Below are 24,713 nucleotides of genomic sequence, written 5' to 3'. Positions count from 1 at the left end.
CTACCATCAGATCAGCTCGTCGTAGAGCTCTTTCATTTCTGCAAGTGCTGCTGGGACACGCTCACTAAACCAGGCAACATCCTGCATATCAAGCAGGATATTCGGATACATCCGCGAGAGCGTAGATACCAGAACACCGTGCTCAGCAAGCTTGCTATTTAACAAAATATCAAAAGACATCAATTCAAACGTATAATCAGCCGTATCCGTAAGCGGCTCCGTGCAACAGTGATAAGAAGCACAGCCAGACGGACCCTGAACAATTAAAGGCAGACCTACCTTCACTGCTTCCTGGCAGAGTATGTCATGCATCATCTCAGCGTGGCGGTTCATGCTGTTCATCGCCTGTCCTCCATTGCGGCCCAACATTTCCAGCGTAGCTTTTACAGCAGCTGTACCTAATGGATAGCCATTAAACGTACCCGCATGAATTACTTTTTTGTCTACAAGCAACTTCATGATATCCGCTCGGCCAACCAGGGCTGACACCGGAACTCCGCCACCGGCGATTGCCTTCCCAAGTGTAGTCAGATCGGGCGTTACACCGAATAACTGTTGGGCACCACCGAGTCCCATACGGAATCCTGTTATAATCTCATCAAAAATGAGCACGACCTGGTACTGGTCACATAACTGTCTGACTTTTTGCAGATAACCCGGAGCAGGCATGACTCCGCCTCCATTTACACAAACCGGCTCCATGATTACTGCTGCAATGTCGTCTCCATGCTGGCGAAATAGTTCCTCCAGACGGGGTGCGTCATTCCATGGCAGGAGGTAGGATTGAGATTCCATGGCATCCCTTGCCCTCCCCTTTGTTCCTTTCATGTCACCAGGATAGTCTGAAGGTACAGGCAAACCTGTACGTGCAGTCTTGCCACCCATAATATTGTCCGCATTGCCATGATAATGGCCTTCAAAACGTACAAAGCGATTTTTACCTGTCCACGCCCGGGCAAGACGAAGTGCATTCTGGACAATCTCCGTGCCAGATAACCCAAAACGAATCATTTCTGCTGAAGGTACATATTGATGGATCAGTTCCAGAGCCTCTGCATCCAAATCGCAATGACTTACAGAAAGAACACGGTCAATGGTATCCTTCAGACACTCGTTATACTCCTCGTTGCCGTGGCCAACAATGAGGGCACCAAAGCGGGCATATAGATCCAAATACTCGTTGCCGTTCATGTCCGTCACTCTGCTTCGGGAAGCATGCTTGAAATGGAGCGGCGTCTCTTCCCAAGGAAGGTGAAAATTATAGTGGACACCGCCAGGCAGCCATTGTTTCACCCGCTGATTGTACTGCATCATCTCCGTGATCATGCCTTATCGCCTCCCCCACTTGTCTGGTTTACTGCTTCATATCGCTCCAATAACCTGAACCGATCTTGCGGATCATCCAGCGAATAGGCTGCAGGCAAGGTCTTATTCTCAGCCATCATATTTCTTACGCTCTGGCCTGGACCGATATCGATCCATACCGTGGCTCCCAGATTTTGAACGCGTGCCAATGCCTGATTCCAGCGAATAGGTTGCAAAAGCTGGCTGCTCAGCAGCTGAGGAATGTCCTCGGGTCCGCGAATGAACTCACCATGTACTGTAGAGCATATGGGAAACACCGGTGCAGAGAAGGAAACCCCTGCAAGCATCTCTTCAAGCTCAGGCTGAATGAACTGCATCAACTCGCTATGATAAGGTGCATCTGCCTTCATTGGCATCATACGAAAAGGAATGAATTCCCCACCGTAGCCATCCACCTGATCATCCAACAGTTGAAGACCCTTCGCAGTACCTGCGACGACAAACTGTCCCGGTGAATTATAACCGGAGATCGTCACATACTCGTTCTGACGAATATTCTCGACTAATTCTTCAAGCGCTTCTTGGGTTACATCAACAACAATACCCGCTCTTCCTTTTTGCTCCTGAATGGAGCGATGCATCAACGCACCACGCTGAGCTGTAAAACGGATTCCATCAGCAAATCGCAACGCACCCGCCGCTACTAAAGCCGAAATCTCCCCCAAACTGTGACCTACTGCATAATCTGGAGTCATTCCAGTCCGGCGAACAAATGAGTCAAATAGAACGTAGCTTGCCGTCAGTACAGCAGGCTGAGCATATTCAGAGACCGTCAATTGATCCAGGGTCCCTTCCATAACCAGTGCCTTCAAATCAAATCCGATCACCTCGCTTGCTTCCGCAAAGATCTGATTCGCCTCCGGCTCACTGTCCAACAACTCGCTGCACATTCCGATATACTGGCTTCCCTGGCCGGGAAATAGCGCACAAAACGTCATACGCCACCGCCACGCTTGTAATAGGCTTTTAATCCGTAATGCGAGATCATCTCCTGCTGCATCTGAGAAGAACCTTCAATAATCTCCAGAATTTTGGCTTCCTTATACAGCCTGGCAACAGGATATTGGTTACTAATTCCGTTCGCACCATGCACCTGTAACGCATCGCTTGCAACTTCAACAGCAACTTTGGACGTAAAATATTTGGCGATTGTTGTTTCCATGGCAGCCTGCGGGTCCTTGGCTTCTCTCAGCTCGGCTGCCCGTAAACATAATGCTCGTGCTGCATGGACTTTTGTCACCGCATCTCCAATCATGCCGCGAATCAGCTGAAAATGACTCAGCTTCTGATCAAATTGCTTCCGCTTCCTTGAGTAAGTCACCATGGCATCCAGCGCTTCCTGCGCAATCGCCAGCCCTGCCCAGGCTATGCTATATCTGCCCTGATCCAGCGCCCCGGTTACGATGTACTCAAAACCTTCATTTAGACGTCCAATAATGTGATTCTTTGGTACACACACCTCATGGAGATCAATCTCAGCTATACCTGTCTCTCCCGCAACCATGACACCTTCAATAGGTTTGGTCTGTACACCCTCAAACTGGCGTTCTACCCAAAAAGCAGTGCTTCGTCCCTGATTCGAGGCAATAATGATAAATACATCTGCCAAATGTCCAAACGTGATCCACTTCTTTTTTCCATTCAAAACATAACAGTCCGATTCTTCTCTCCACTCGGTCTTTACACTTTTGGCATCCGAACCAACTTCCGGTTCAGTCAGGCCAAAGGCAGCAATCCATTCTCCCTTCACCAACTTGGGCAGCCAGGACGATTTTTGCTCAGGCGTTCCGAAACGTACCAAAGTTTCACTTACAAGTGAAGTATGTACCGTTAACAAGCTGCGAACGGCTGGAAGAGCCTTGCCAAATACTTCAGTCAACAGCCCGTACGCCTTAGGGCCGAGACCCATGCCGCCATATTCAGCCGGGATCGAGGCAGCCAAGTAACCTTTTTCAGCCATGGCACGGATCAATGTTCTGGGAATGGCTTGCTGCTCTTGAATCTGTTGAGCATAAGGACGAATTTCACGGGCAGCAAACAATTCAGCTTCATGAATGATCTCTTGCTCTATATCCACTTCAATCATTCGGCAACCCCCTCTTGAAGAAGAGATTCATTCAGATAGGCGGCGAACTCGGCAATTGTTTTGTATTCAAACAACGCAACCGGACTGATGTCAACTTGAAGATGCTTACGCGCACGGTTAATGATCTTGAGCGCCTGCACAGATGAGACACCAATTTTCAAAAAATTCATCTCTTCATCAATGTCCTCTGGCTCCTGATTCAACGCTGCTGCAATCTCGCTTTTGATAAAAAGCTCAATTTCTTCTTTTGTCATATCATGACCTCCGTTCCCTGATTCACATCTATCCAATGTACATACGGCTCGAATGGATGTGCTGGCAGATGTACAATCTGGCCAGAGCCATTCGGATGTAACTGTTCCCAATCCAGCGCAGCACCACGTACATAAAGCTGTCCCAGTAATAAAGCAAGCTGATCCTCCATGGTAAGCGTCGGCTTGGCAGACAGGCGGATGAAGCTCTCCTTGCCACTGTATTCAAGCTGCTGCACTGTATGATCTGCAGCAATCATAATTACAATGTCGGCGCTTGCCATCTTGCCAGGTGTGTCTTGCAGACTGTCTAACGTCACTCTATTTTTCACTGGAATGGATTGGCTTGCATGAGCGCTGTGATGTTCCTCGCCATCCAGATGTAAACTGGATACAAGCTCCTCTCCTGCAGCTATTCCTCGAATCTCCTGAATGGAAGGGACCAGACGTACAAGTGTCTCAAGCAGGGTCACCCAATAGTTCAAGGTAGATACCTTATCTTCATTAGAATCGTCTGGCCGGATTACTTGACGAGCTAGAGCCTCATCTTCTCCGCGAATCTCATGCCCCCCAACCACAATATTGACACGAGCAGCTCGGTTTCTAGGCTTGAAGCCATACTCCATCTCTTCGATGTTCCACTTTCCGGTTGAGCTGACAGCTACTGCTGCACGATACCGATAATGTTTTCTATATCTGTTCCGGGTAAAACAAAGATCCTCTGGTGCCAGGTCCACATGTTTCTTCACATACTGCTCCGTGTTATCAATCAGCTTTTTTAAAGCATGCTCTGATTTGGCAGAGAACGTTAACAATTGGCCGCGTGCCGGGGCAACTGCACGGACAGGGGCTTTCCATTCCTCCAGCACAATGTGGGCATTCGTACCTCCCAGGCCAAATGAACTGATGCCTGCCTTCCGTGTTTTTCCTTCAGGTACATCCCACGTTTTATGCTCGCTAACAATATGGAACGGCGATTGGTCCAGTCGGAGGGCCGGATTCGGATTATCCATATGCAGACTTGGTGCCAGTTCCCCATGCTGCATACTGAGCAGAACCTTGGCAAGACTGGCTCCACTGGAGGCTGCAAATAAATGACCAATATTGGTTTTGACTGAACCTAATCCAATCGAATTGTCGCTTGTGCATCCCTTTTCACGGAACAGTCGGAGCAAGGCATTCACCTCAATTGGATCTCCAATCCTTGTCCCCGATCCATGTGCTTCAATATAAGAAATCTCGCTCGGGTTTAGGTTGGCATCGCGATAAGCGGCACGGAGTACCTCATATTGTCCCTGAGGGTTGGGTGCCATAATGCCCAGGGAATATCCGTCGTTATTCACCGCTGTCCCGCGAATCACACCATAAACATGCTTATTGTTGCGAACTGCCTCTGTTAGCGGCTCCAGATATACAACAACAGCACCTTCTCCCAAGACTGAACCATCTGCTTCCCGGTCAAATACCTTCGTATGTTGAGTGGAAGAACAGATTCCAGCATTGCGTGATAGTTGATGAACATGCGGTGTAGCCAAAATGTTCGCTCCACCTACAACTGCTCCAGAGATACGCTTGTCCTGAATGGCCGCCACAGCTTGTGTCAGTGCTACCAGAAAAGATGAACATGCTGTATCTATGGACATTGCCGGCCCTGTAAAATTGTACATGTGTGAAATGGAGGCCGCTGCTATATTGGACATATTGCCTACCATAGCGTGAGAATGAACAGCCTTTCCAAGACTCCGGTTCATATAATCAACAACCAGATCGAAGTATGTGCTTGGGTTAATCCCTACATACACACCCACATCACGCTTATCCTCATGATCCACGAGCATACCCGCATCCTCCAGCGCCTCATGAGCAACTTCCAGCAGCTTGCGATGCTGCGGATCCATAAATGCAGCTTGTTCAGAGGGGATTTCAAAGAACTCATGATCAAACGTATCCGGTTGCTTTAGTTCCCCAATCCAGTCATCCCAATCGGGTTGCTTGGAGTGTGTTGCACGCTCTAAGCTTACCCGGTCAACACTATCTAACCCGTTAACCAGATTGCTCCAGAACTGCTCTTGGGTGTCGGCATCAGGCAGACGCAGAGACAGCCCGGTAATAGCAATAACACGATGTACATTCAGGTGATTATCTGTTGTTTCAGCTTGTTCAAAGTCCTTCGTTTCTGCTGGAAGTTCCTGCAGATATTCCACCATCTCACGTACTGTACTGCAAAAAACAAGTAGTTCTTGTCCTAATTCACGCCCCATATGTGCGGATAGCTTGTCAAGTAATTGATAGGAGAGGATGGAATTGCCTCCAAGTGCGAGAAAAGAAGTATCCATCTCAATCTTTCCTGCGGGCAATTGAAGAATTTCGGCCCAGGCTTTGCGTACGGTATACTCCAAAGACGATGTGGAAACCGTCTCGTGTTGTTGTTGTGTGTTTTCGCGAATCAGCTCTTCAATGGCCTCGATGTCCTTGGTAAATACTCCACGCTCATATTCGTTTCTCAGCATGAAGCGCTGGACCTTGCCACTCGTCGTTTTGGGAATAACCTTGATTGGGAGAACATGGGTGATTTCAATACCCAATCCAGCCCTCATACGTTGGATCAGATCCTGACGTACATCCAGAAACTGTGGAGTGCACGATTTGTATTTAACAAATACAAGCAGCTCCTCTACTTGTTTGAGGCTGTTAAAGTGCCCGACTACCGTCAGATTCCCTCTCGGAATGCTGCTATTCTGGTACAAAATTTCTTCAAGATCATGCGCATAATGGTTCTGTCCCCGAATAAACACAATGTCCTTGATTCGTCCGCTTACAACCAGGGAGCCATCAGCCATATAACCCAGGTCTCCAGTGCGAAGCCACCCATCCACATACATTTCACGATTGATCTCCGGGAGACTGTAATATCCAGAGGTTACCGATTCCCCACGGATCTGGATTTCGCCAACGACCCGCTCATCCAGCACTTCACCCTGTTCATCCGCAATCCGGATTTGAATCCCTGTCATGGGATATCCTTCATGGACAAATTCGATCACATCCGAAGTATGGCTATCACTGCTAGGCAGCTGGACTGGCACAGCCAGCCCATCCTGCACCAGCCGTGAACGCGAAATACGTTCAATTCGCGGCTCTTCTCCCAGTCTGGAGGTACATACACCTACTGTCGCTTCGGCCATGCCATACGCAGGAAACATCATATTGGGACGATAGCCACAAGAGCTGAATTTTTTGACAAATCGCTCGATAACAGACGTTGATATAGGCTCTGCACCATTCAAGGTCATACGCAGTGAAGACAGATCCAGCGTTGAGAGCTTGGAATCCGGGATCTTCTGAACCATCCATTCGAAACCGAAATTGGTACAGCAAAACCATTTTCCCTGATGCTCCGTAATCTTGCGCAAGAACAGATAAGGCGACCGTACGAAGGTATAAGGTGACATCACCATGATGTTGGCTCCACTCAGGACGGGTGTCAGATGCTGTCCAAATATCCCCATATCATGCGTATGCGGCAACCAGGTAAACACATTATCTCCTTCTTCAGCTCCAAGAAAAGTCTTGCATGCAATACTGTTAGCGATAATATTGTGATTTGTTAACTGCACACCTTTGGGAATTCCCGTGCTTCCTGATGAGAATTGCAGGAACACAATGTCGTCAGGAGAGGTTGGGCATAGATCAGCCATCTGCTGGCCTGCTTGAAGCTGGTTCACGCTAATCAACATAAGATCTTTGAATACCGGACTTTCCGCAAGCTGCTTATACTTGGGCATGTAGGCTTCCTCGACGATCACAACCGGACGCCCGAGTACCTCCCACACTTTCGTGAATTTCTCCAGACCGGCTGAGCCTGGTTCCCAGGCGGCTGGAGGACTAACCGGGGCGACAATAATGCCCCCCAGCATACAAGCCCAAAATGTACGGTAAAATTCCTGTGACTGGTCAATTTCCAAAATAACGACCTGTCCTTGTTGAATGCCTTGCTCCTGAAGAGACTGCAGGTACTTGCGCGCCTGCATCAGTAATTCAGGATATGATTCAAACTGTTCGTCACCTGAAGAACTGATATAGGTCATTCCCTTGTCTGGATGAGTATCTGCAATGTAGATTAACATCTCAGCCACTGTTGAATAATGCTCTGGCACAATCAGCTCGGGTCCTCGCTGTATGGATTTACTGGACATGTTGCACCTCCATTGCCTCATTGTGAACTACCACTTTCACATCGCTACCAAGCTTGTCATCAATCAGCTGTTTCATACGTTTGATGTCCAGACCAACCTGACAGGCCAGATGTACGTACAGACACTCTTCGTCGTAGCGAATTACCCATTCGAATTGGGCGAGTCCCGAATTCGAATCTTGGTCATCCGACGACTGAGACGACATTGGGATCGCTTCGCTGCTGGAGATGAAGCCTTGATAATTAAACAGAATCATCTGACGCGGCTCCTGTTCTGCTTGCCTGTAGGCAGTTCCCAATTGTTCCTGTATGCCATCATATTGTGCCGAGAGGGAAGAATCATGTGTAAGTGCCATAAAGTTAATGCTGTGTCGCTTCGTAAATTCCAGACGTTCCAACAGATCTTCCTGTGTGAATTCACTGTCTACCAGCACTGGAATCAGATCAAGGAATTCTCCCACATAATCGTAGTAGGATTCTTCGCCATACTCCCTTCCGTAATGCACCAGGGCTATTGGCAATTGGCTTATGTTCAGATAAGCCGCAATGATGTTGGAAAAAGTTTCAAAGTATGTCCACCAAACATCTGCAGGCTCCTTCCCTGCAAGGGACAACTCGGCAGTCATTGCTGAAGGCGACAATGTTTCTATTTCCTTCAACTTGTCCATGACGATGGTGTTATATCTATTCCATGCCTGAAGTGAAAATTGTTTCTTCATTTCATCTTCAGATACCCCTATGGGGCCTTGAGACAGAAAATTTACATAATCCTCATAATTTCGTACTTGGTACAGAAGATCACTCTCTGTCCCTACACCTTGCGGTCTATATAATGCCTTCGACTCAAGTTGCTGTTTGATGATTTGAGCACTCATACCATCAAACGCAAGATGATCAAAACTCCAAATCAGCTTATGCTCTGTGGCTCCTGTACGCAAAATACACAGACGCCAAGGTAGTTCCTTCAGCGTATACGTTTTGTATAACAGAGACTGAACCAGTTTGTACTCCAACTGCTCAATCGTATCCGAAGCATAATGACGAATATCAAGATATGGGATAAGCTGTTGCAGCATGTCCGCCGCTAACGACATATCACATGGATGCCAATACAATTGTTCTTCCTCATATATCATGCTGTGCAGTAACTGATGCCGGGATATAACCCCAAGTATCAGGTGTTTTACAGCTTGTTCATTCAATTCGCCTTCCAGCGTTGTTGTAAATCCGCTTGCTCGTGAAGTCGTAGAAGCATGTGCTTGTTGTATTGGAGATAGTGGGAATTGACCCATAGGGGTCATGCCCGCCATAAAAGATGAAACCTGATTGCAGCTGTTTAAGACATGCAGGACCAGGCTGTCCAGTTGTTTTTCATGAAGTGTTATGTCCTGTGGTATGACTATCGGGATCTGGATATGCAGGCTATCTTCGGACCAAACTGACGCCGGAGGATTAATGTCTACTAATTTGGCAAGTCCTCTAACTGTCGGATATTGGAATAATTCGTTCACATTGATGGCAATTCCTTCTTTTGACAAAATTTGAGTGAATGCAATCGCTTTGAGCGAATGCCCCCCATTTTGAAAGAAGTGATCTTCCACACCAATGCTTGGATTACCGAGTATCTGTCGCATGGCGGCAAGAATGACACGCTCTATTTTTGTCCGAGGTGAATTCACTTCCAGAGACCTCTGCTGCTCTTCAACCAAATGCTCGGACAATGCTCTTCGGTCCACTTTGCCATTGGCATTAATCGGAAGATGATCCATTCGAATAATTCGTGCTGGCACCATGTACTCTGGCAGTTGCTGGTGAAGTTCTCTTCGAATGTACTCAGTATCTGCCCCAGTGTTGCTTGTATAAAAAGCAGCAATGTATAGACTTCCTGATGGCTCTGTAACTGTCATGACAAAGGCATCACGAACTCCTGAAAGACGCTCCATGCAGTTGCCTATCTCCGATAACTCAATGCGGAAACCTCTAATCTTGACCTGGAAATCCGAACGTTCAATAAAAATCAGACTGCCGTCAATCAAACGTTTGACGATGTCACCTGTCCGATACATTCGTTCTCCTTTGCGGAAGGGATCATTAAGAAAGTGTTTTTGGGTAAGATCCTCACGGTTAAGATATCCAATACCTACCGCATCCCCACTGATATACAGTTCCCCTGGAACGTTAGGTGGCACAGGCTTCAGCTCATCATCCAGAACATACAAGGCTGTGTTAGACAGGGGGTAACCTATAGGCAGTGAGCCAGTATAAGGCTCTGTTTGCTGTAATAAGTGGTAGGAGGCAAAAAAGGTTGCTTCCGTTGGCCCATATCCATTCAATAACCTGCCCGGACCCACACATGCAAGCGCTTTGTTGGCATGACTCACCGATGCAGCTTCACCACCAAACATCACTCTACGCACATTCTTCAAGCAATCAGCATCCCAATCCACCAGCATATTAAACAAGGATGTCGGAATATAAAATACTGAAATTCGTTGCTGTCGGATGACATCCGCCAAACGAGCCATATCCAAAATGGTCTCTTTTGAGATTAATACAAGAGTAGCGCCATTTATTAATGAAGCAAAAATATCGAAAATGGAACCGTCAAACGCATAGTTTGAAATTTGCAGGATACGATCCTCTGGCACGACGGTGACAAAATTACTATTTTTCATGACTTTGCTCACATTGCGATGACTCATCACAGTCCCTTTCGGGGTTCCTGTAGACCCTGATGTATAAATGATATAAGCCGGGTCAAGAGCGGTCATGTTCATATCTTCAACAGGCTCCTGCATGTCTCCTGAATCAAATGCTGCCAGTTCATCTGCCGGCACGATACAAGGAACTACAGATTGCCATGTGGAGACATACGCCGTTTCAGTCAATAACACAGCCGCATCGCAATCTTGCAAAATAAATTCAATTCTCGATGGCGGCGAAGCCGGGTCGATCGGAACATAACTGCAACCGAGTTTGAGTGTAGCAAGAATACTGATCATCTGGATCGGTCCACGGTCCAGAATGAGAGCAATACTGGAGCCTGATTTTACCCCTTGTCCAAGCAACCTGAACGCCAGCCACTGAACACGTTCATTCAGATCCGCATAGCTCCATTCACCGTCTTCCCAGACCAATGCTGTCTTCTGTGCATGCACATGAACTTGTTCCTCGAATAATTGGGAAATGGTAGCATCTCGCGGATACTGAGCGGCATTATCGTTGACTCCGTACAGCAGCCATTCCTCTTCCTCCGGTGTAGTGAGCTTAATCTGACCAATTCGTTCATTATCCCGTGTTATGATCTGAGACAGGATATACCGGAATTTATCCAGCATCAGTTCCATGGACTCCGCTTTAAACAAATCCGAGCGATAGTCAAGCTCAACCGTGTAACATTGTTTATGCTCGACCAGTGTCCAAGTCAGATCAAATTTGGCATCCACCTTACCTTCGACCCATGGTTCAAGCATCAGTTCCCCGGCTTCAGGATCATCGGTTCCCATATTAATGTAATTTAGCACCACATCAAATAGGGGGCTGCGGCTTAAATCACCGAATAGACCAAGTTGCTCCACCAGTGCTTCATAAGGATAATGCTGATGCTCATAACAGGATAACAGCTTGCCACGTATCTCATTCAAATACGCCTCTGTGGACCATTCTTTGTCCATGCTGGTGCGAATGGCAAGCATGTTCACGAACATACCCATAACGTTATTGAGTTCTGGCTTCTCGCGCCCCGCAACCGCTGTACCTACGACCAAGTCGTCTTGACCCGTATACTTCCAGATTAATAGATTCAGAGTTGCCATGAACAACATATAGGGTGTAAGCCCTTGTTGAGTACAGAAATCATTGACCTGTGTGCTTAACGACTCACCAAGTTCAATGGAACGTCTGTCTCCTCTGTAAGATGACGCGCCATGTCTTGGGAAGTCTGTAAGCAATTCAACCGGTGCAGGCATGTCCTCGAATTCACGTATCCAAAACTTGGCGTCTTCAACAGATTGTCCATGTGACGCAGCTTCATCACGCCATTCCGCATAATCCTTATACTGAATGTCAAGAGATTGCAATGTTTCTCCTCTGTACATGCGTGCAAAATCCTGCATCAGGATCGCAATGGAACTCTGATCCGAAATGATATGATGCATGTCGATGAATAAGATGTGTTCCTCTTGAGAAAGGCGAATCAGCTTAACACGAACCAATGGTGCGCTGGTCAGATCAAAAGGCTTTATCCATTCCATGACCTGCTCTAACCCTGCTGTTTCTAATTCCAGCAACTCCACAACGCTTGGAACCTGATCCTCGACAACCTGGAAAAGCTCACCGTCAATCATTTCAAACCTAGTACGGAATGCTTCATGTCTCTCTACCAGTGCATCCATTATTACTCTGAATTTAACAGGGTCAAGTTTTCCTCTTACCCTATAAGAGCTGGCGAGATTGTACGCCGTACTCTCACCTTTCATCCACTCATGCACCACATACATTCTTCGCTGTGCAGAAGTGGTCTTGTATTTCTCTTTCTTAGTTACAGGCAAGATTGGGTTCACTGAATCAGAGTCACTTGTAGCCTGATGTTGAGCAATCCATTGGACCATGTGTTCAAACACAGAATGATCAAAAACTTCTTCCAGCCCCAAATTTAATCCAAACATTTCTTTAATCCTCGACGCCAAGGAAATCGCTTTTAATGAATGACCCCCAAGCTCAAAGAAATCATCTTCAAGGCTGACTGCTCCATTACCAAGCAACTCCTGCCACAATTGCGATAATATATGCCTTATCTCATCATCAGTCCGTTGAACCGTGACTTTCCCAGATGGAGATTGGTCTAATGCTGCGATAGAACCCGCCGCAACCTGCGACATACCTGCAAGCTGATACAACGCAACATCATGTTGATGAACAATCGGATCAAAGGAATACGTCGGCAGGGAGATTTTTTGCCTACGCCCCGTTCCGTTTAACTGTTCCCAATCCAACTCCATGCCAGAGCACCAGCAAAAAGCGAGTACTTTCATTAAATACACGTCTGCCTCAAGCAAGCTCTGACGATCTCCAGTAAGAGCAATGATGTTTGGCTCTGAAAATGAATCCAAGGCTATTTGGTCTGTATCCTGCTGCTGATTCGAAACGATCCACAGCGTATGCCCAGCAGATTCAGAAAGCGTCTTGCGATTTAGCAGCGTGAACAGGAAATTTGGAGATAACAGTGGTGCAATACTCGACGCAAGGTCTGTTACAGTTGCATCTGTCATCCTTCCTGTCAAAGCATCTGACAATGCTCCTTCTTCTAGTGACCAATGCTCCAGATTGTATAGAAGCCCCACGGCATGTACTGGATCAAGTGCATCACTAATAACCAACCCCACCAGTTCGCCAACGCCTTGTCCACAGACAGCATCCGGCTTGATACCAAGCTGCATCACGGTTTTATAAAGAGCATATTGCACAACAAAGCACTGCATGCGCTCAAGCCTTGAATCGGTTAACGATCGCCCTATGCCCTGGTGAATGGCATACTGTTCCTTGGACTCAAAGAGATTCAGTATCTCTTCAAAGTGCTGTTTGAATATCTCTGAGACCTGGCTGCGATACACAGAAGCATATAGTTCCCGAATTTTGCGCGCTTCCCAACTTGCATTTCCGCTGAGATAAAACATGACCTTAGGCTTCCCATTCATCACACTTGCCTGTGTCTCAAACTCTACAGACTGCTCGCTTGGCGGAATATAACCGTCTACAACGATTAGCGCTTTACGATGAATGAATCTGCTTCTTCCCTTCTGTAGCGTCCATGCAGCATTGGGCAACTGCTCCGGCAATGCATGGATCGCCTGTAGAACCGAATCGTACGTGCGTTCCAGCGCAGATTCACTTTTGGCCGAGAAGGGCAGCAGAAGCAATGATTCATAATTGGCTTGGCTCTCTTGGACGGGCGGTTGCTCCAGAATGACGTGAGCATTAGTACCCCCGATCCCAAACGAACTGACACCTGCTCGCAGGACATGCTTCGCGTCTTCTAATGACTGTGGCTCCTTGTTGATATAGAAGGGACTATGCTCCAGTTCCAACATCGGATTCGTCCGATTCATATGAATCTGTGGCGGAACCACCCGGTGATAAAGCGTCAGTACGGTTTTAATAAAACCGGCGACACCTGCTGCCGCATCAAGATGCCCAATATTGGCTTTCACAGAACCTAGAGCACAATAATTTCTACGATCTGTTCCCCATGACTGCCTGAGTGCTTCGATTTCAATCGGGTCCCCCAGTTTGGTTCCTGTTCCATGCGCCTCCAGATAGGATATCTCTTTTGGAGACACTCCCGAACGATGAAGGGCTGATTGAATAACCTTGACCTGCCCGGCCACACTCGGTGCCGTATATCCAATCTTGTCCATGCCATCATTATTAATCGCTGAACCTTTAATGACTGCATAGATATGATCTCCATCTCTCTGCGCGTCGCGGAGTGACTTGAGCACAACCATTCCACATCCATTACCAGACACAGTACCAGATGCCTGCTCATCAAACGGTCTGCAATGACCATCCTTTGAATAAATCATGCCTTCATGCCAGCGATAACCTTCTTTGAGCGGATAGGAGATAGAGACACCTCCCGCAAGTGCCACATCACACTCCCCACGAATCAGCGATTCAGCAGCTTGGTGGATAGCAACCAAAGAAGTTGAACATGCGGTCTGTACGGCCATACTCGGCCCTCTCAGATTTAATTTGTGAGATACTCGGGTTGTAATATAGTCCTTTTCATTTAAAGTCATGGCTTCAAAAGCCTGTAGCAAATTACCGGAACGACCTAGAAATTGCACCATCCATGGTAAGCTCAGTCCACTTCCGGCAAACAATCCTATAGATCCCTCATAACTGTAAGGATCACACCCGGCATGCTCAAGCGCCTCCCATGAGCACTGATGCAGCAGCCGTATTTGCGGATCCATCATGTTGGATTCCTGATGCGGATATTCGAAAAATCCGGAGTCAAAATACTCAGTATCTTGCAGTACACCTTTGGCCCGTACATAATCAGGATGTTTGAAGTCTTCCGGTCGTACACCCGCAGCGTTTAGATCCTCCTCATTCAGACGGGTGATACCGTCCTTACCTGCCATTAGATTATCCCAGAACTCCTCAATATTTCTTGAGCCGGGAAAATGCCCTGCCATGCCAATGACTGCGATATCCGACGACGAAGAATCTCTGCTACTGTGGTCTGAAGCAAACGAGATACTCTGTTTTGGTCTGCTCTGTGCCGGTCTGCTCTGCTCCACTTTGCTGTGTTCAACTGTGCTCATCACATCATCTTTGGGAGCTGTTGTCGGGTCTGGGTTCGTAACAGGATATCCAGCCGTAGCGATATGCCCGCTCTCCTCTCGCACCTGTTGTGTAACTGTCGGCAGCATCTGCTCAGCCACCAGATGATTGACCAGTGATGCAATGGAGGAATGCTCAAACAATTGCACCAGCGGAACGCTTTTATCCAGATAGGCATTCAGCCGATTATTGATCAAGATAAGCCCCAGCGAGTTGCCTCCGATGTCAAAAAAGTGATCATGGATATTAACCGTATCCAGATTCAATATTTCCTTCCACGTTGCAATGAGCATCTGCTCCAAATCAACTTTTGCCCGCTCCATTCCTTGAATCGATGAGCCATAAACCAGAGCAGGGTTATCCCTCTCTCCCGTTTCAAAATCAGTCAGACGAAGGGCATTGCGATTCAGTTTGCCATTAGGCAGCACAGGCAGATTTTCCAGACAAATCAAGCGAGAAGGCATCATGTACTGTGGAAGCCGCTGCTTTAACCAGGTCCGAAGCTGTACGTCTTCATCTTCCATAACGGAAGGCCCAATCCCAGGCTTCAGACTGTAGAAAAGGATTAATTGCAATGAATGTTGCTCGGCCCCTTCTACCTTAACGACAGCTTCTCTTACACGTTCATAATTCATCGCTGCCTGCTCAATCTCGTTCAGTTCAATCCGGTAGCCACGAATCTTCACCTGCTGATCCAACCGTCCCATTAACTCAACATCCCCATCCGGCAGTATACGGGCCAGATCGCCAGTTCGGTACAAACGGCCTCCCAAAACATTGGGGTTTGCAATGAATCGGGCATCGGTCTCAGCAGCATTGTGCAGATAACCGCGGGATAATCCTTTTCCTGCAATGCACAGCTCTCCATAGCTGCCAGGTGGCAGTATTTCACCTTCATCATTCAGAATATAAATCTCTGTATTGGTAATGGGCTTGCCAATGGTAATCGCGGCTGTGTCATTCAATTCTTTGGTCGTTGACCAGATCGTAGTTTCCGTTGGTCCATACATATTAAAGACTCGAGCAGGCGTAAGCCGCTTCAGATCGGTGAGGAGTCCCACAGGGACATTTTCCCCTCCGGTAAGCACACACCGCAGATTGCCCAGCACCTGAGCGAATTCCGGATTATCGACAAATGCCTTAATGCGTGAAACAGTGCTAAGAATGTGCGTAACACCATGTTCACGTATTCGACGTGAAGCAAGAGCCGGGTCAAGCTGTTCCTGCTCATTGGCCAGATACAGCGAATATCCGGTGCATAGTGGTGCCCACACTTCAAATCCGAAAATATCAAAAGATATGGTCGTTACACTGATGATGCGATCTGTCTCATGTGCAAAAATATGTCGGTGCCTGATGTCCTCAACAAAATTGACCATCGCCTCATGAGTAATCATGACCCCTTTGGGACGACCCGTCGATCCTGAGGTGAAAATCACACAGGACAGGTCCGAAGACAGGAAGTTTACGTCCGGGTTAACGGATGAGCGCACATCCTGGGCAGTTGGATCATACACGAATCGCTCTCCGCTAAAAGTCACTGTGCCTTCTTCATCAGGCGTACACAGTAATACGTTCATTCTGCTATCTTCGATCATATTCAGGATACGCTGCGGCGGAAAAGCAGGGTCCAGAGGCACATAAGCCGCCCCAGCTTTCAGCACTGCCAATAGCATAATGATCAACGATTCATCACGTCTGGATAATATGCCCACAGGTTCATCCCGGCGTACACCTTGATCAATAAGCTTCCAAGCCAGCGTATTAGCTTTTTCATTAAGCTCCCTGTAGGTAAAAGCGGCTCCGGATGATACAAGGAGAGCTTTCTTGTCTGGTGTGTGTTCTGCCTGCAGCTCGAACAGCCGATGCAGACCCACCGCAGGAGTGTAATCCAGACGTGGACCAGCAAGCAGATGGACTGGGTGCTCATGAGAACCAATGTTTCTCTCAAGCAGTTCGCTCAGAGACAGATTGGGCTGTTGTACAACCTCTTGGCAGAGTCCGATAAACTCCTGCATCATACCTTCAACTGTGTCCCGGCGGAACAGATCCATCGAGTATTCGATATATCCTTCAATCACCTGCTTCTCCCTGTTTTCTTGACAGGTCATTAACAGATCATAAGTGGACGTACCCGTCTCCACCGGAAAAGAACTGAATTGCAAACCATGAAGTTCAAGTCCATGCAAATCCATGTTCTGATAATCGAAACAAACATCAAATACCGGATTTCGATTCAACTCACGTGTCACGCCCAGTTGTGCCACAAGCTCATTAAACGGATACTCCTGATACGCAAAAGCATCCAGTGTATGTTGTTTAAGTTCGCGTAAAAAATCAGTGTACGTACGATCAAACGTTGGAAAATTCCGTATCGCAATCATATTGACAAACATGCCTACCGTCTCTTTCCACTCTTCTTGTATCCTTCCTGCAACAGGCGTTCCTACCACAATGTCCTGCTGACCTGAGCGGTGTGCAAGAAGAAGATTCCACACACTTAGCATTACCATATACATGGATGCTTCCGATGAGGAAGCCAGCTCGTGCAAGTTTTGTGTTAACGAACGATTCAACGTGAAATGGAGACGTCCCCCTTGCATGGATCGCTGTGATGGACGCTCATGGTCAAGTGGAAGCTCCAGCACAGGTAAAGAAGGGCCAAGATGGTCCAGCCAGTATGTTTGATGTGAATTGTATTCATTTGAAGCGAGACGCTGCTGCTGCCATACCGCGTAATCTTTGTACTGTAATCGGACTGTATGCTCTTTGCCAAAATATAAATCATTGAAGTCACGAGTAATGATTTCGACAGATGTACCATCTGCGATAATATGGTGAATATCAAAGAATAGCAGGTGCTTGCGCTCGCCTATCTTAATCAGTTCAACCCGCATAAGCGGAGCACTCCCCAGATCAAAAGGACGAATCAATGTCTCGATCATCGCAGGCAACTCTTGGTCATCTGCCACATGCTGCTCTGCATAGCCCATACTTAAGCGAACCGAAGGTTGGATGATCTGAACGATCTCAACGCCCCGTATCTCAAACGATGTTCTGAGCGCCTCATGATGCTGCATCAACTTCTGCAAAGCAGCCTCAACTCTTATACGGTCCAATTCACCTTCAATAATGGTTGCAGACGGTAGGTTGTATGCCGTATTGCCTGGATCAAGCATCGCTTGTGTGAACATACGCATCTGTGCAGAAGAGATTGGATACGCATCCATAGTGGGTGCAGATTGAATTGTCTGTTGGTCCACTTTTGGTTTCGCAATGACATAGAGATGCTCCGCCAATTGAATAGGCGTTGAATGATTGAAAATATCTGCTACCTCAGGCTGAATTCCTAAATGAGACCGGATCCATGCAGACAAGCTGACTGCTTTGAGAGAATCTCCTCCAACCGCAAAGAAATTAACCTCTTCATCTAGATCATCGATGCCAAAAATCGTTCGATATGCGTCCAGGACAATCTGTTTCAGTTGGTCTGAACCACCAGTATAAACTGTCCCTTTTACTAGAGAAGAGCCACTTCCCTTACCCTGGTCTGCATGCTGCCTATCATCCCCGGTACCCATTCCTTCCGCTGCTGATGAGCCAGAAAGAGAAACACTGACAGGATAGGATTGTTTGTTGAAAACATAAGTAGGCAGAGAGCATTTGCGTCGTACCGTCTGCCCTTTGAGCACCTTCCAGTCCGGTTCAATGCCTTCGCACCATAACTCCGCAAGTCTGCGGTTCACATAGATACTATCCTGCTCTGTTTCCCTTACGTGACGTAGCATATTCAGTACCGTCTGGGAATCTCTTGATTGACTGTGCTGTCTGGCAAAGGAGCTTAGCGTTCGTCCTGCACCTACTTCAATTAATACAGCCCGCTCATCCTTCAACACTTCAGCCAGGTTTGATTCAAACAACACCGGCTGTAAAATATGACGGGACCAATAGTCAGGTTGTGTGATTTCATCTCCAAGCGCCCATGTTCCACTGGTGTTGGACAGTAATGGGATCTGTGGTGTATGAAGTGAATGCTCTGCTAGATAACGTCTAAATTCCTCGGCAGCCTTATTCATCATTGGCGTATGGAATGCATGGGAAGTCTTTACACGAATGCACTTCCAGCCCCGTCCTTCAGCCTTGGCTTCCATCCGTGAAATGGCTTCAGCTGTCCCACCAATCACACTGGAACCTGTAGTATTCACCAGGGCAAGCCACATGTCTTCCTCCAGTTGTGACTTCACCTGCTGTGCATCCGCCATAACGGCAAGCATGACCCCGGGTTGTTGTTGCTGCATCAGACGTCCGCGAAGTCGAACTAACTTGACAGCATCTCCGAGTTCGAACACACCCGCTACCGCAGCGGCAGCCAATTCACCAATGCTGTGTCCGATCATGCCATCTGGCTTGATGCCCAGATCCAGTAGCGACTTGGCCAGCGCATAACTGGTCATGAACAGTGCGAATTGGCTGTACTCCGTCTGGTTTATTCGCTCAGGCTGCTGATCCCCGTATACAACGGACAGCATATCTTCTCGTTCTTCCGCAGGCAGAAGGTCCAATATTTCCTGAATATAACTTCTAAAGATTGGAGCCAGGCCTGCTTGCTCTGTAGATCTGTATAGTTCTGCACCCATTCCCTGATACTGACTGCCTTGTCCGGGGAACATAAAGTATACGGGACGGGTGCCTTGAGCTGAATGGTATACGCGTGCTTTCCCCAGCTGTTGTATCAGCTTGTCCGGATTATCCTTCCATGTCTTATCCAGAATGAGTGCCTTACGATACGCAAAAACAGATCTACCTGACTGCAAGGTCCACGCTGCGTTCGACACAGATTGATCCGGATGTTGAGTCAGATGTTCCATAATCCGTTCAGCGGTGCGGTTCAGCGAGTACTCCGTTTTGGCGGAAAAAAGCAATATATTTACGTCATCATCCGGACTGCACTTCTCCATCTCGGGAGCCTCCTCCAATACCATGTGAGCATTCGTGCCCCCCACACCAAATGAATTGATTCCTGCGCGCATGACTCCAACATTGCCCTGTTTCCAGTCCACACCTTGTGCATTAACTTTAAAAGGCGTATTCAAAAAATCAATCTTGGGATTAGGCTGCTCATAGTTCGCTGTTCCAGGGATATAACCTTGTCCAAGACTGAGCGCTACCTTGATTAAACCAACCACACCTGCGGCTGTATCCATATGTCCCACATTGCCCTTGACCGAACCCAGATAACAAAATTGCTTTTGGTCGGAAGCAAAGGCCCGAGTTAACGAGTTTACTTCAATTGGATCACCAAGCAACGTTCCCGTACCATGTGCTTCGATATAACTTACCGTTTCCGGGTCTACTCCGGCTACCTTATAAGCATCCCGAATGACTTCAGCCTGACCGCTTACGCTAGGAGCAAGAAAACTGAGTTTCTCTTGTCCGTCATTGTTAATTGCTGAGCCTTTGATGACCCCGTAGATATGATCCCCGTCCCGCAGAGCATCGGTTACCCGCTTCAGCACCACAATTCCCATACCATTGGAGAAGACGGTTCCACTGGCTGCCGCATCAAATGGACGACAGTGTCCATCTGTGGAGAACATCATGCCATCCTCAAATATGTAACCCCCTTCATTGGGCAACTCCACGGTGATCCCACCAGCCACGGCCACATCACATTCTCCAACGATCAAGGATTGACATGCCAGATGAGGTGTAACCAATGAAGTAGAACATCCCGTCAGAGCGGTATAGGCCGGCCCTTTTAAGTTAAGCTTATAAGCCATTCGGGTAGCGAGAAAATGATTGGTGCTGAGGGTAAATGCTTCGTATTTACTGCTATAGTTAGCATCGTTAAAAAGCACTTGACGGTACCATTCGAAGTCATCGGATCCGCCAAGGAACACACCCACCTTACCCGCCTCATCCGGTCTGCAGCCTGCATCCTCCAGAGCTTCCCATATTCCCTGATACAAAAGTCTGAATTGGGGAGACATCATTTTGGCTTCACCGGGAGTATAGTCAAAGAACCCTGCGTCAAACTCATCGATGCCGTTGGCACGTCCTTTTGCCTTGACGTAACGAGGTGAACGCAGCAGCGCTTCCTCCACACCAAGCTCCCTCAATTCATCATCACTATAAAAGTGAATGCTTTCCCGCCGTTCAACCAGGTTACTCCAGAACTCCCTTATATCCTCAGCGCCCGGCACATTCACCGCCATGCCCACAATTGCAATGTCCTCACGCATAATGCCGTCTTTTCGTTGAAACAATTGTTCCCTTTCAGTCGGTACCCGAACTGCCTCATCCTTCGGACCCAGCGCGGCAAATTGACGCAATGTCGGGCATTCAAAAAAACGAGGAACAGGGAACTCCACATCGGTATAATGTTTTAGTTTATTGTGAGCCTGAATGACAGAAAATGAATTTCCGCCCAATTCAAAGAAATGGTCATCGCGCCCTACTCTCTCAACACCGAGCACTTCGGCCCACACTTCGGCTATAGCCTTCTCAAGTTCGGAAGACGGGGCGGTATAGAACGTACTGGAAGTGTGAGCATGCGTGATATCTGCCATGAGTGCCTTCCGGTCAATCTTCCCACTGCTATTCAATGGAAATTCGGATTTATGTACAAAAACGGATGGTATCATGTATGCCGGTAACGAACGAGACAGATGCTCTCTCAATTCGACAGAAGGCAGCTCCTGCTCTGACAGATAGTAGGCATACAGCAAGCCGGACCTACCTTCAAATGATTTCATGACTACCACGGTCTGAATGACACCCGGATAGGATGACAGGGTATTCTCAATTTCGCCTGTCTCCAGTCTGGCTCCCTGAATTTTAACCTGAAAATCAATGCGTCCCAGATATTCGATCGTACCGCTTGGGAGTGAACGTACCAGATCTCCTGTACGGTACATGTATCTGAAATGCTCTGCGTCCTGTCCTTCTTGAAAGAAAGGATTAGGGACAAACTTCTCTCGGGTCATCTGTTCCAGATTCAGATATCCACGTGCAAGTCCAACACCACTAAGACAAAGCTCCCCTGGAATACCTAACGGCTGAAGCTCATCATGATTTCCGACGACATACCATCTGGACTCATTGAGCGGGTAGCCAATCGGTACATTACCCAAGCCTTCGTAATGGCTTAATGGATAATGAGAAACCCATATGGTGCATTCGGTTGGACCATAAACATTTTCAAGACTTGCTCTAATGCTTAACCTGTTAAATTTCTCAATGATGTCTGGCGTGACTGCCTCTCCGCCAACAAACATCCATTTCAGCGTTTCCAATGCTGACAGATCGGAGCGAAGCTCCATCGTTTCCAGAAAAAGACGGAATAAAGTTGGAACAAAGTTGATGTGCGTCACCTTATGTGATGCCACCGTAGACACAATACGAGAAGGGTCTTTTTCTGCTCCAGGCTCAAGAATACTTAGTGCGCCTTCACCCATGAACCAGCCGAAAAGTTCCGTGGCCGACACATCAAAGGTATAAGCTGTTTTCAGCAAGTAAACATCCTGCGCCTGCATTGGAAAACGACGATCCAGATCAAGCAGTGTATTGACTACGCTATGATTTTCAACCATGACTCCTTTTGGTTTGCCTGTTGATCCGGATGTGTACATGATATAGGCAAGGCTATGCGGATTCAGCGCCTCTTCGAGATTTGAGGCATCCCCCGTATAGGCCTGATCTCCCTCAACGTAGATGTACTGGACATCCAGAGTCTCGTCATCTTTTTCGGGTTGTATAGCCAGCACTATGGATATGTCTGCATCCGATATAATATAGGCCTTTCTGGACAAAGGATAGGAAGGGTCTACAGGCACAAAAGCACATCCGGCTTTTAATACAGCCAATAGGGCAATGACCATATCCGAGGAACGTGGCATCTGCACGCCAACTGCCGCGTTATCACTTTTTTTACTCGCAACGATCTGCCTAGCCAATTGATTCGCTTTTGCGTTGACCTGCGCGTAGGTCTGATGCTGCTTCCCTTCCATTAGAGCTACCCGCTCCGGGAAACGTGCTACTTTATCGTGAAATATATCCATAATATGTTGTGGAGTGTAGGGAAAATAAGAAGTTTGATTGAATCGGTACAGTAGGTTTTCTTTCTCATCCTGCGTTAGGAGGCTGAACTCACTGATTTTTTGATCAGAATTGGTTACTAGTTGATTCAGCAAGTATAGAAATCGTTGGCCCATTCGCTCCATTGAACCTTCACGGAACAAGCTCGGTTTATATTGCAGCTTCAACTGAGCACCTTGCGGTAAACGACTCAACACCACCATCAGATCTCCTGGAAACGTAACCTTATCCTGATCCAGAATACGAGTTCCGAGCATATCTTCCTCATAGGAATCATAAACAAAGGAGATATCAAACAACGATGGTGATCCGGGTTGAGCCTGTAACATGCTGTCTCTGACAATGAGGTTATTGGGATATCCGATGTTCCTGTACGTATCCATCCAGGTTGTGGCTACTTGTTGCAGCAGAGGTTTTAGAGTTGATTCGAGGTCAATATGGAATCGCATGGGCAACATATGGACAAAACATCCAATCGTTTCTTCCAAGTCCATACCGGGACGATGAGAATATGGGGAGGCAAAGGTGATATCGTCTGTACCGACATATTTACTCATAAGAATGCCAAAGGCACCCATAAAGAACATAAAAACGGTTACTTCATTATCTTTGGACATCTGTGTAATATCAGCCATTAACGATTCCGAAATATCAAATCGCAGTTCATGACCAATTCCTTCTTGTAAAGAACCTGCTGGAAAGTCGTGCTTTAGAGAAAGAGGTTCCGCTCCCTTCATTTTGTTTAACCAGTATTCCCGCTCTTTGGAGTACTTGTTTTCGTGCAGTTTCTTGTTCTCTGCCTCAACATAAGAGATGAATCCTTCATCCGGCTTGACATCCACAGGTTGATCTTCAAGAAGACATGTATATGACTGGATAAGTTTGTTTTTCATCAGTTCAAGCGACAAGCCATCACATATTAAATGATGAATACATAAGGTCAGAATATATCGGCTTTTATCCATCTGAACAATCATTATACGGAACAGAGGACCTTTCTCCAGCTCAAAAGGTGTCCCGATGCATTCATCCACCAGTGCTTCTAACTGTTGTTCCTTTGGATTCTCCTGATTCTCGCTACTTAGGTCCCACAAGGCAAGTGAATAATCCATATCTTCATGAACGGATAACACGGGTACATCATTTTGAATCTCAATCCGAGTACGCAGCACCACTTGCTCATACATAAGCAATTCGATGGCCCGGCGAAATATCTCCATTTGAAGATGATCAAATTGAATTGAAGCTGAGATGTTATACGAAGTGGGATCATTCACCTGACAATCAAAATAGATTCCCTTTTGTGTTTCGGAAAGTTCAACGGTTTTTTGTACCATCACGACCACACCTCATCGTTTAATTGAGATTC

Annotated in this window: 6 protein-coding genes; all 6 read right to left on the bottom strand. The window is 47.2% G+C overall.

The window, feature by feature from the left end:
* Positions 1–6: 6 nt before the first annotated feature.
* From QF049_RS00680 to QF049_RS00655, 6 genes are read right to left on the bottom strand one after another with little or no spacing between them, the layout of a single operon-like run.
* Entirely contained in the window at positions 7–1,326 is a 1,320-nt protein-coding gene (locus tag QF049_RS00680) for an aspartate aminotransferase family protein (protein WP_210108954.1), read from the bottom strand.
* Positions 1,323–2,303: an ACP S-malonyltransferase gene (locus QF049_RS00675; RefSeq protein ID WP_307534157.1), complete on the bottom strand. Its 981-nt coding sequence runs from the start codon at positions 2,301–2,303 to the stop codon at positions 1,323–1,325. The genes QF049_RS00680 and QF049_RS00675 overlap by 4 nt, the downstream gene beginning before the upstream one ends.
* Positions 2,300–3,451: an acyl-CoA dehydrogenase family protein gene (locus tag QF049_RS00670; RefSeq protein WP_307534155.1), complete on the bottom strand. Its 1,152-nt coding sequence runs from the start codon at positions 3,449–3,451 to the stop codon at positions 2,300–2,302. The genes QF049_RS00675 and QF049_RS00670 overlap by 4 nt, the downstream gene beginning before the upstream one ends.
* Positions 3,448–3,705: an acyl carrier protein gene (locus tag QF049_RS00665; protein WP_017687150.1), complete on the bottom strand. Its 258-nt coding sequence runs from the start codon at positions 3,703–3,705 to the stop codon at positions 3,448–3,450. The genes QF049_RS00670 and QF049_RS00665 overlap by 4 nt, the downstream gene beginning before the upstream one ends.
* Positions 3,702–7,898, bottom strand: a complete 4,197-nt coding sequence (locus QF049_RS00660) for a beta-ketoacyl synthase N-terminal-like domain-containing protein (RefSeq protein ID WP_307534152.1) — start codon at positions 7,896–7,898, stop codon at positions 3,702–3,704. Before QF049_RS00660 ends, QF049_RS00665 begins: the two co-directional genes overlap by 4 nt.
* A complete protein-coding gene (locus tag QF049_RS00655; RefSeq protein ID WP_307543036.1) occupies positions 7,888–24,681 on the bottom strand; it encodes a non-ribosomal peptide synthetase/type I polyketide synthase in 16,794 nt (5,597 codons plus the stop codon). Before QF049_RS00655 ends, QF049_RS00660 begins: the two co-directional genes overlap by 11 nt.
* Between the last annotated feature and the right edge of the window lie 32 nt (positions 24,682–24,713).

It is taken from the genome of Paenibacillus sp. W4I10 (assembly GCF_030816325.1).
Lineage (GTDB): Bacteria > Bacillota > Bacilli > Paenibacillales > Paenibacillaceae > Paenibacillus > Paenibacillus amylolyticus_B.
Note: the sequence above shows the minus strand (reverse complement) of the source record. Positions and strands in the feature narration are given on the sequence as shown.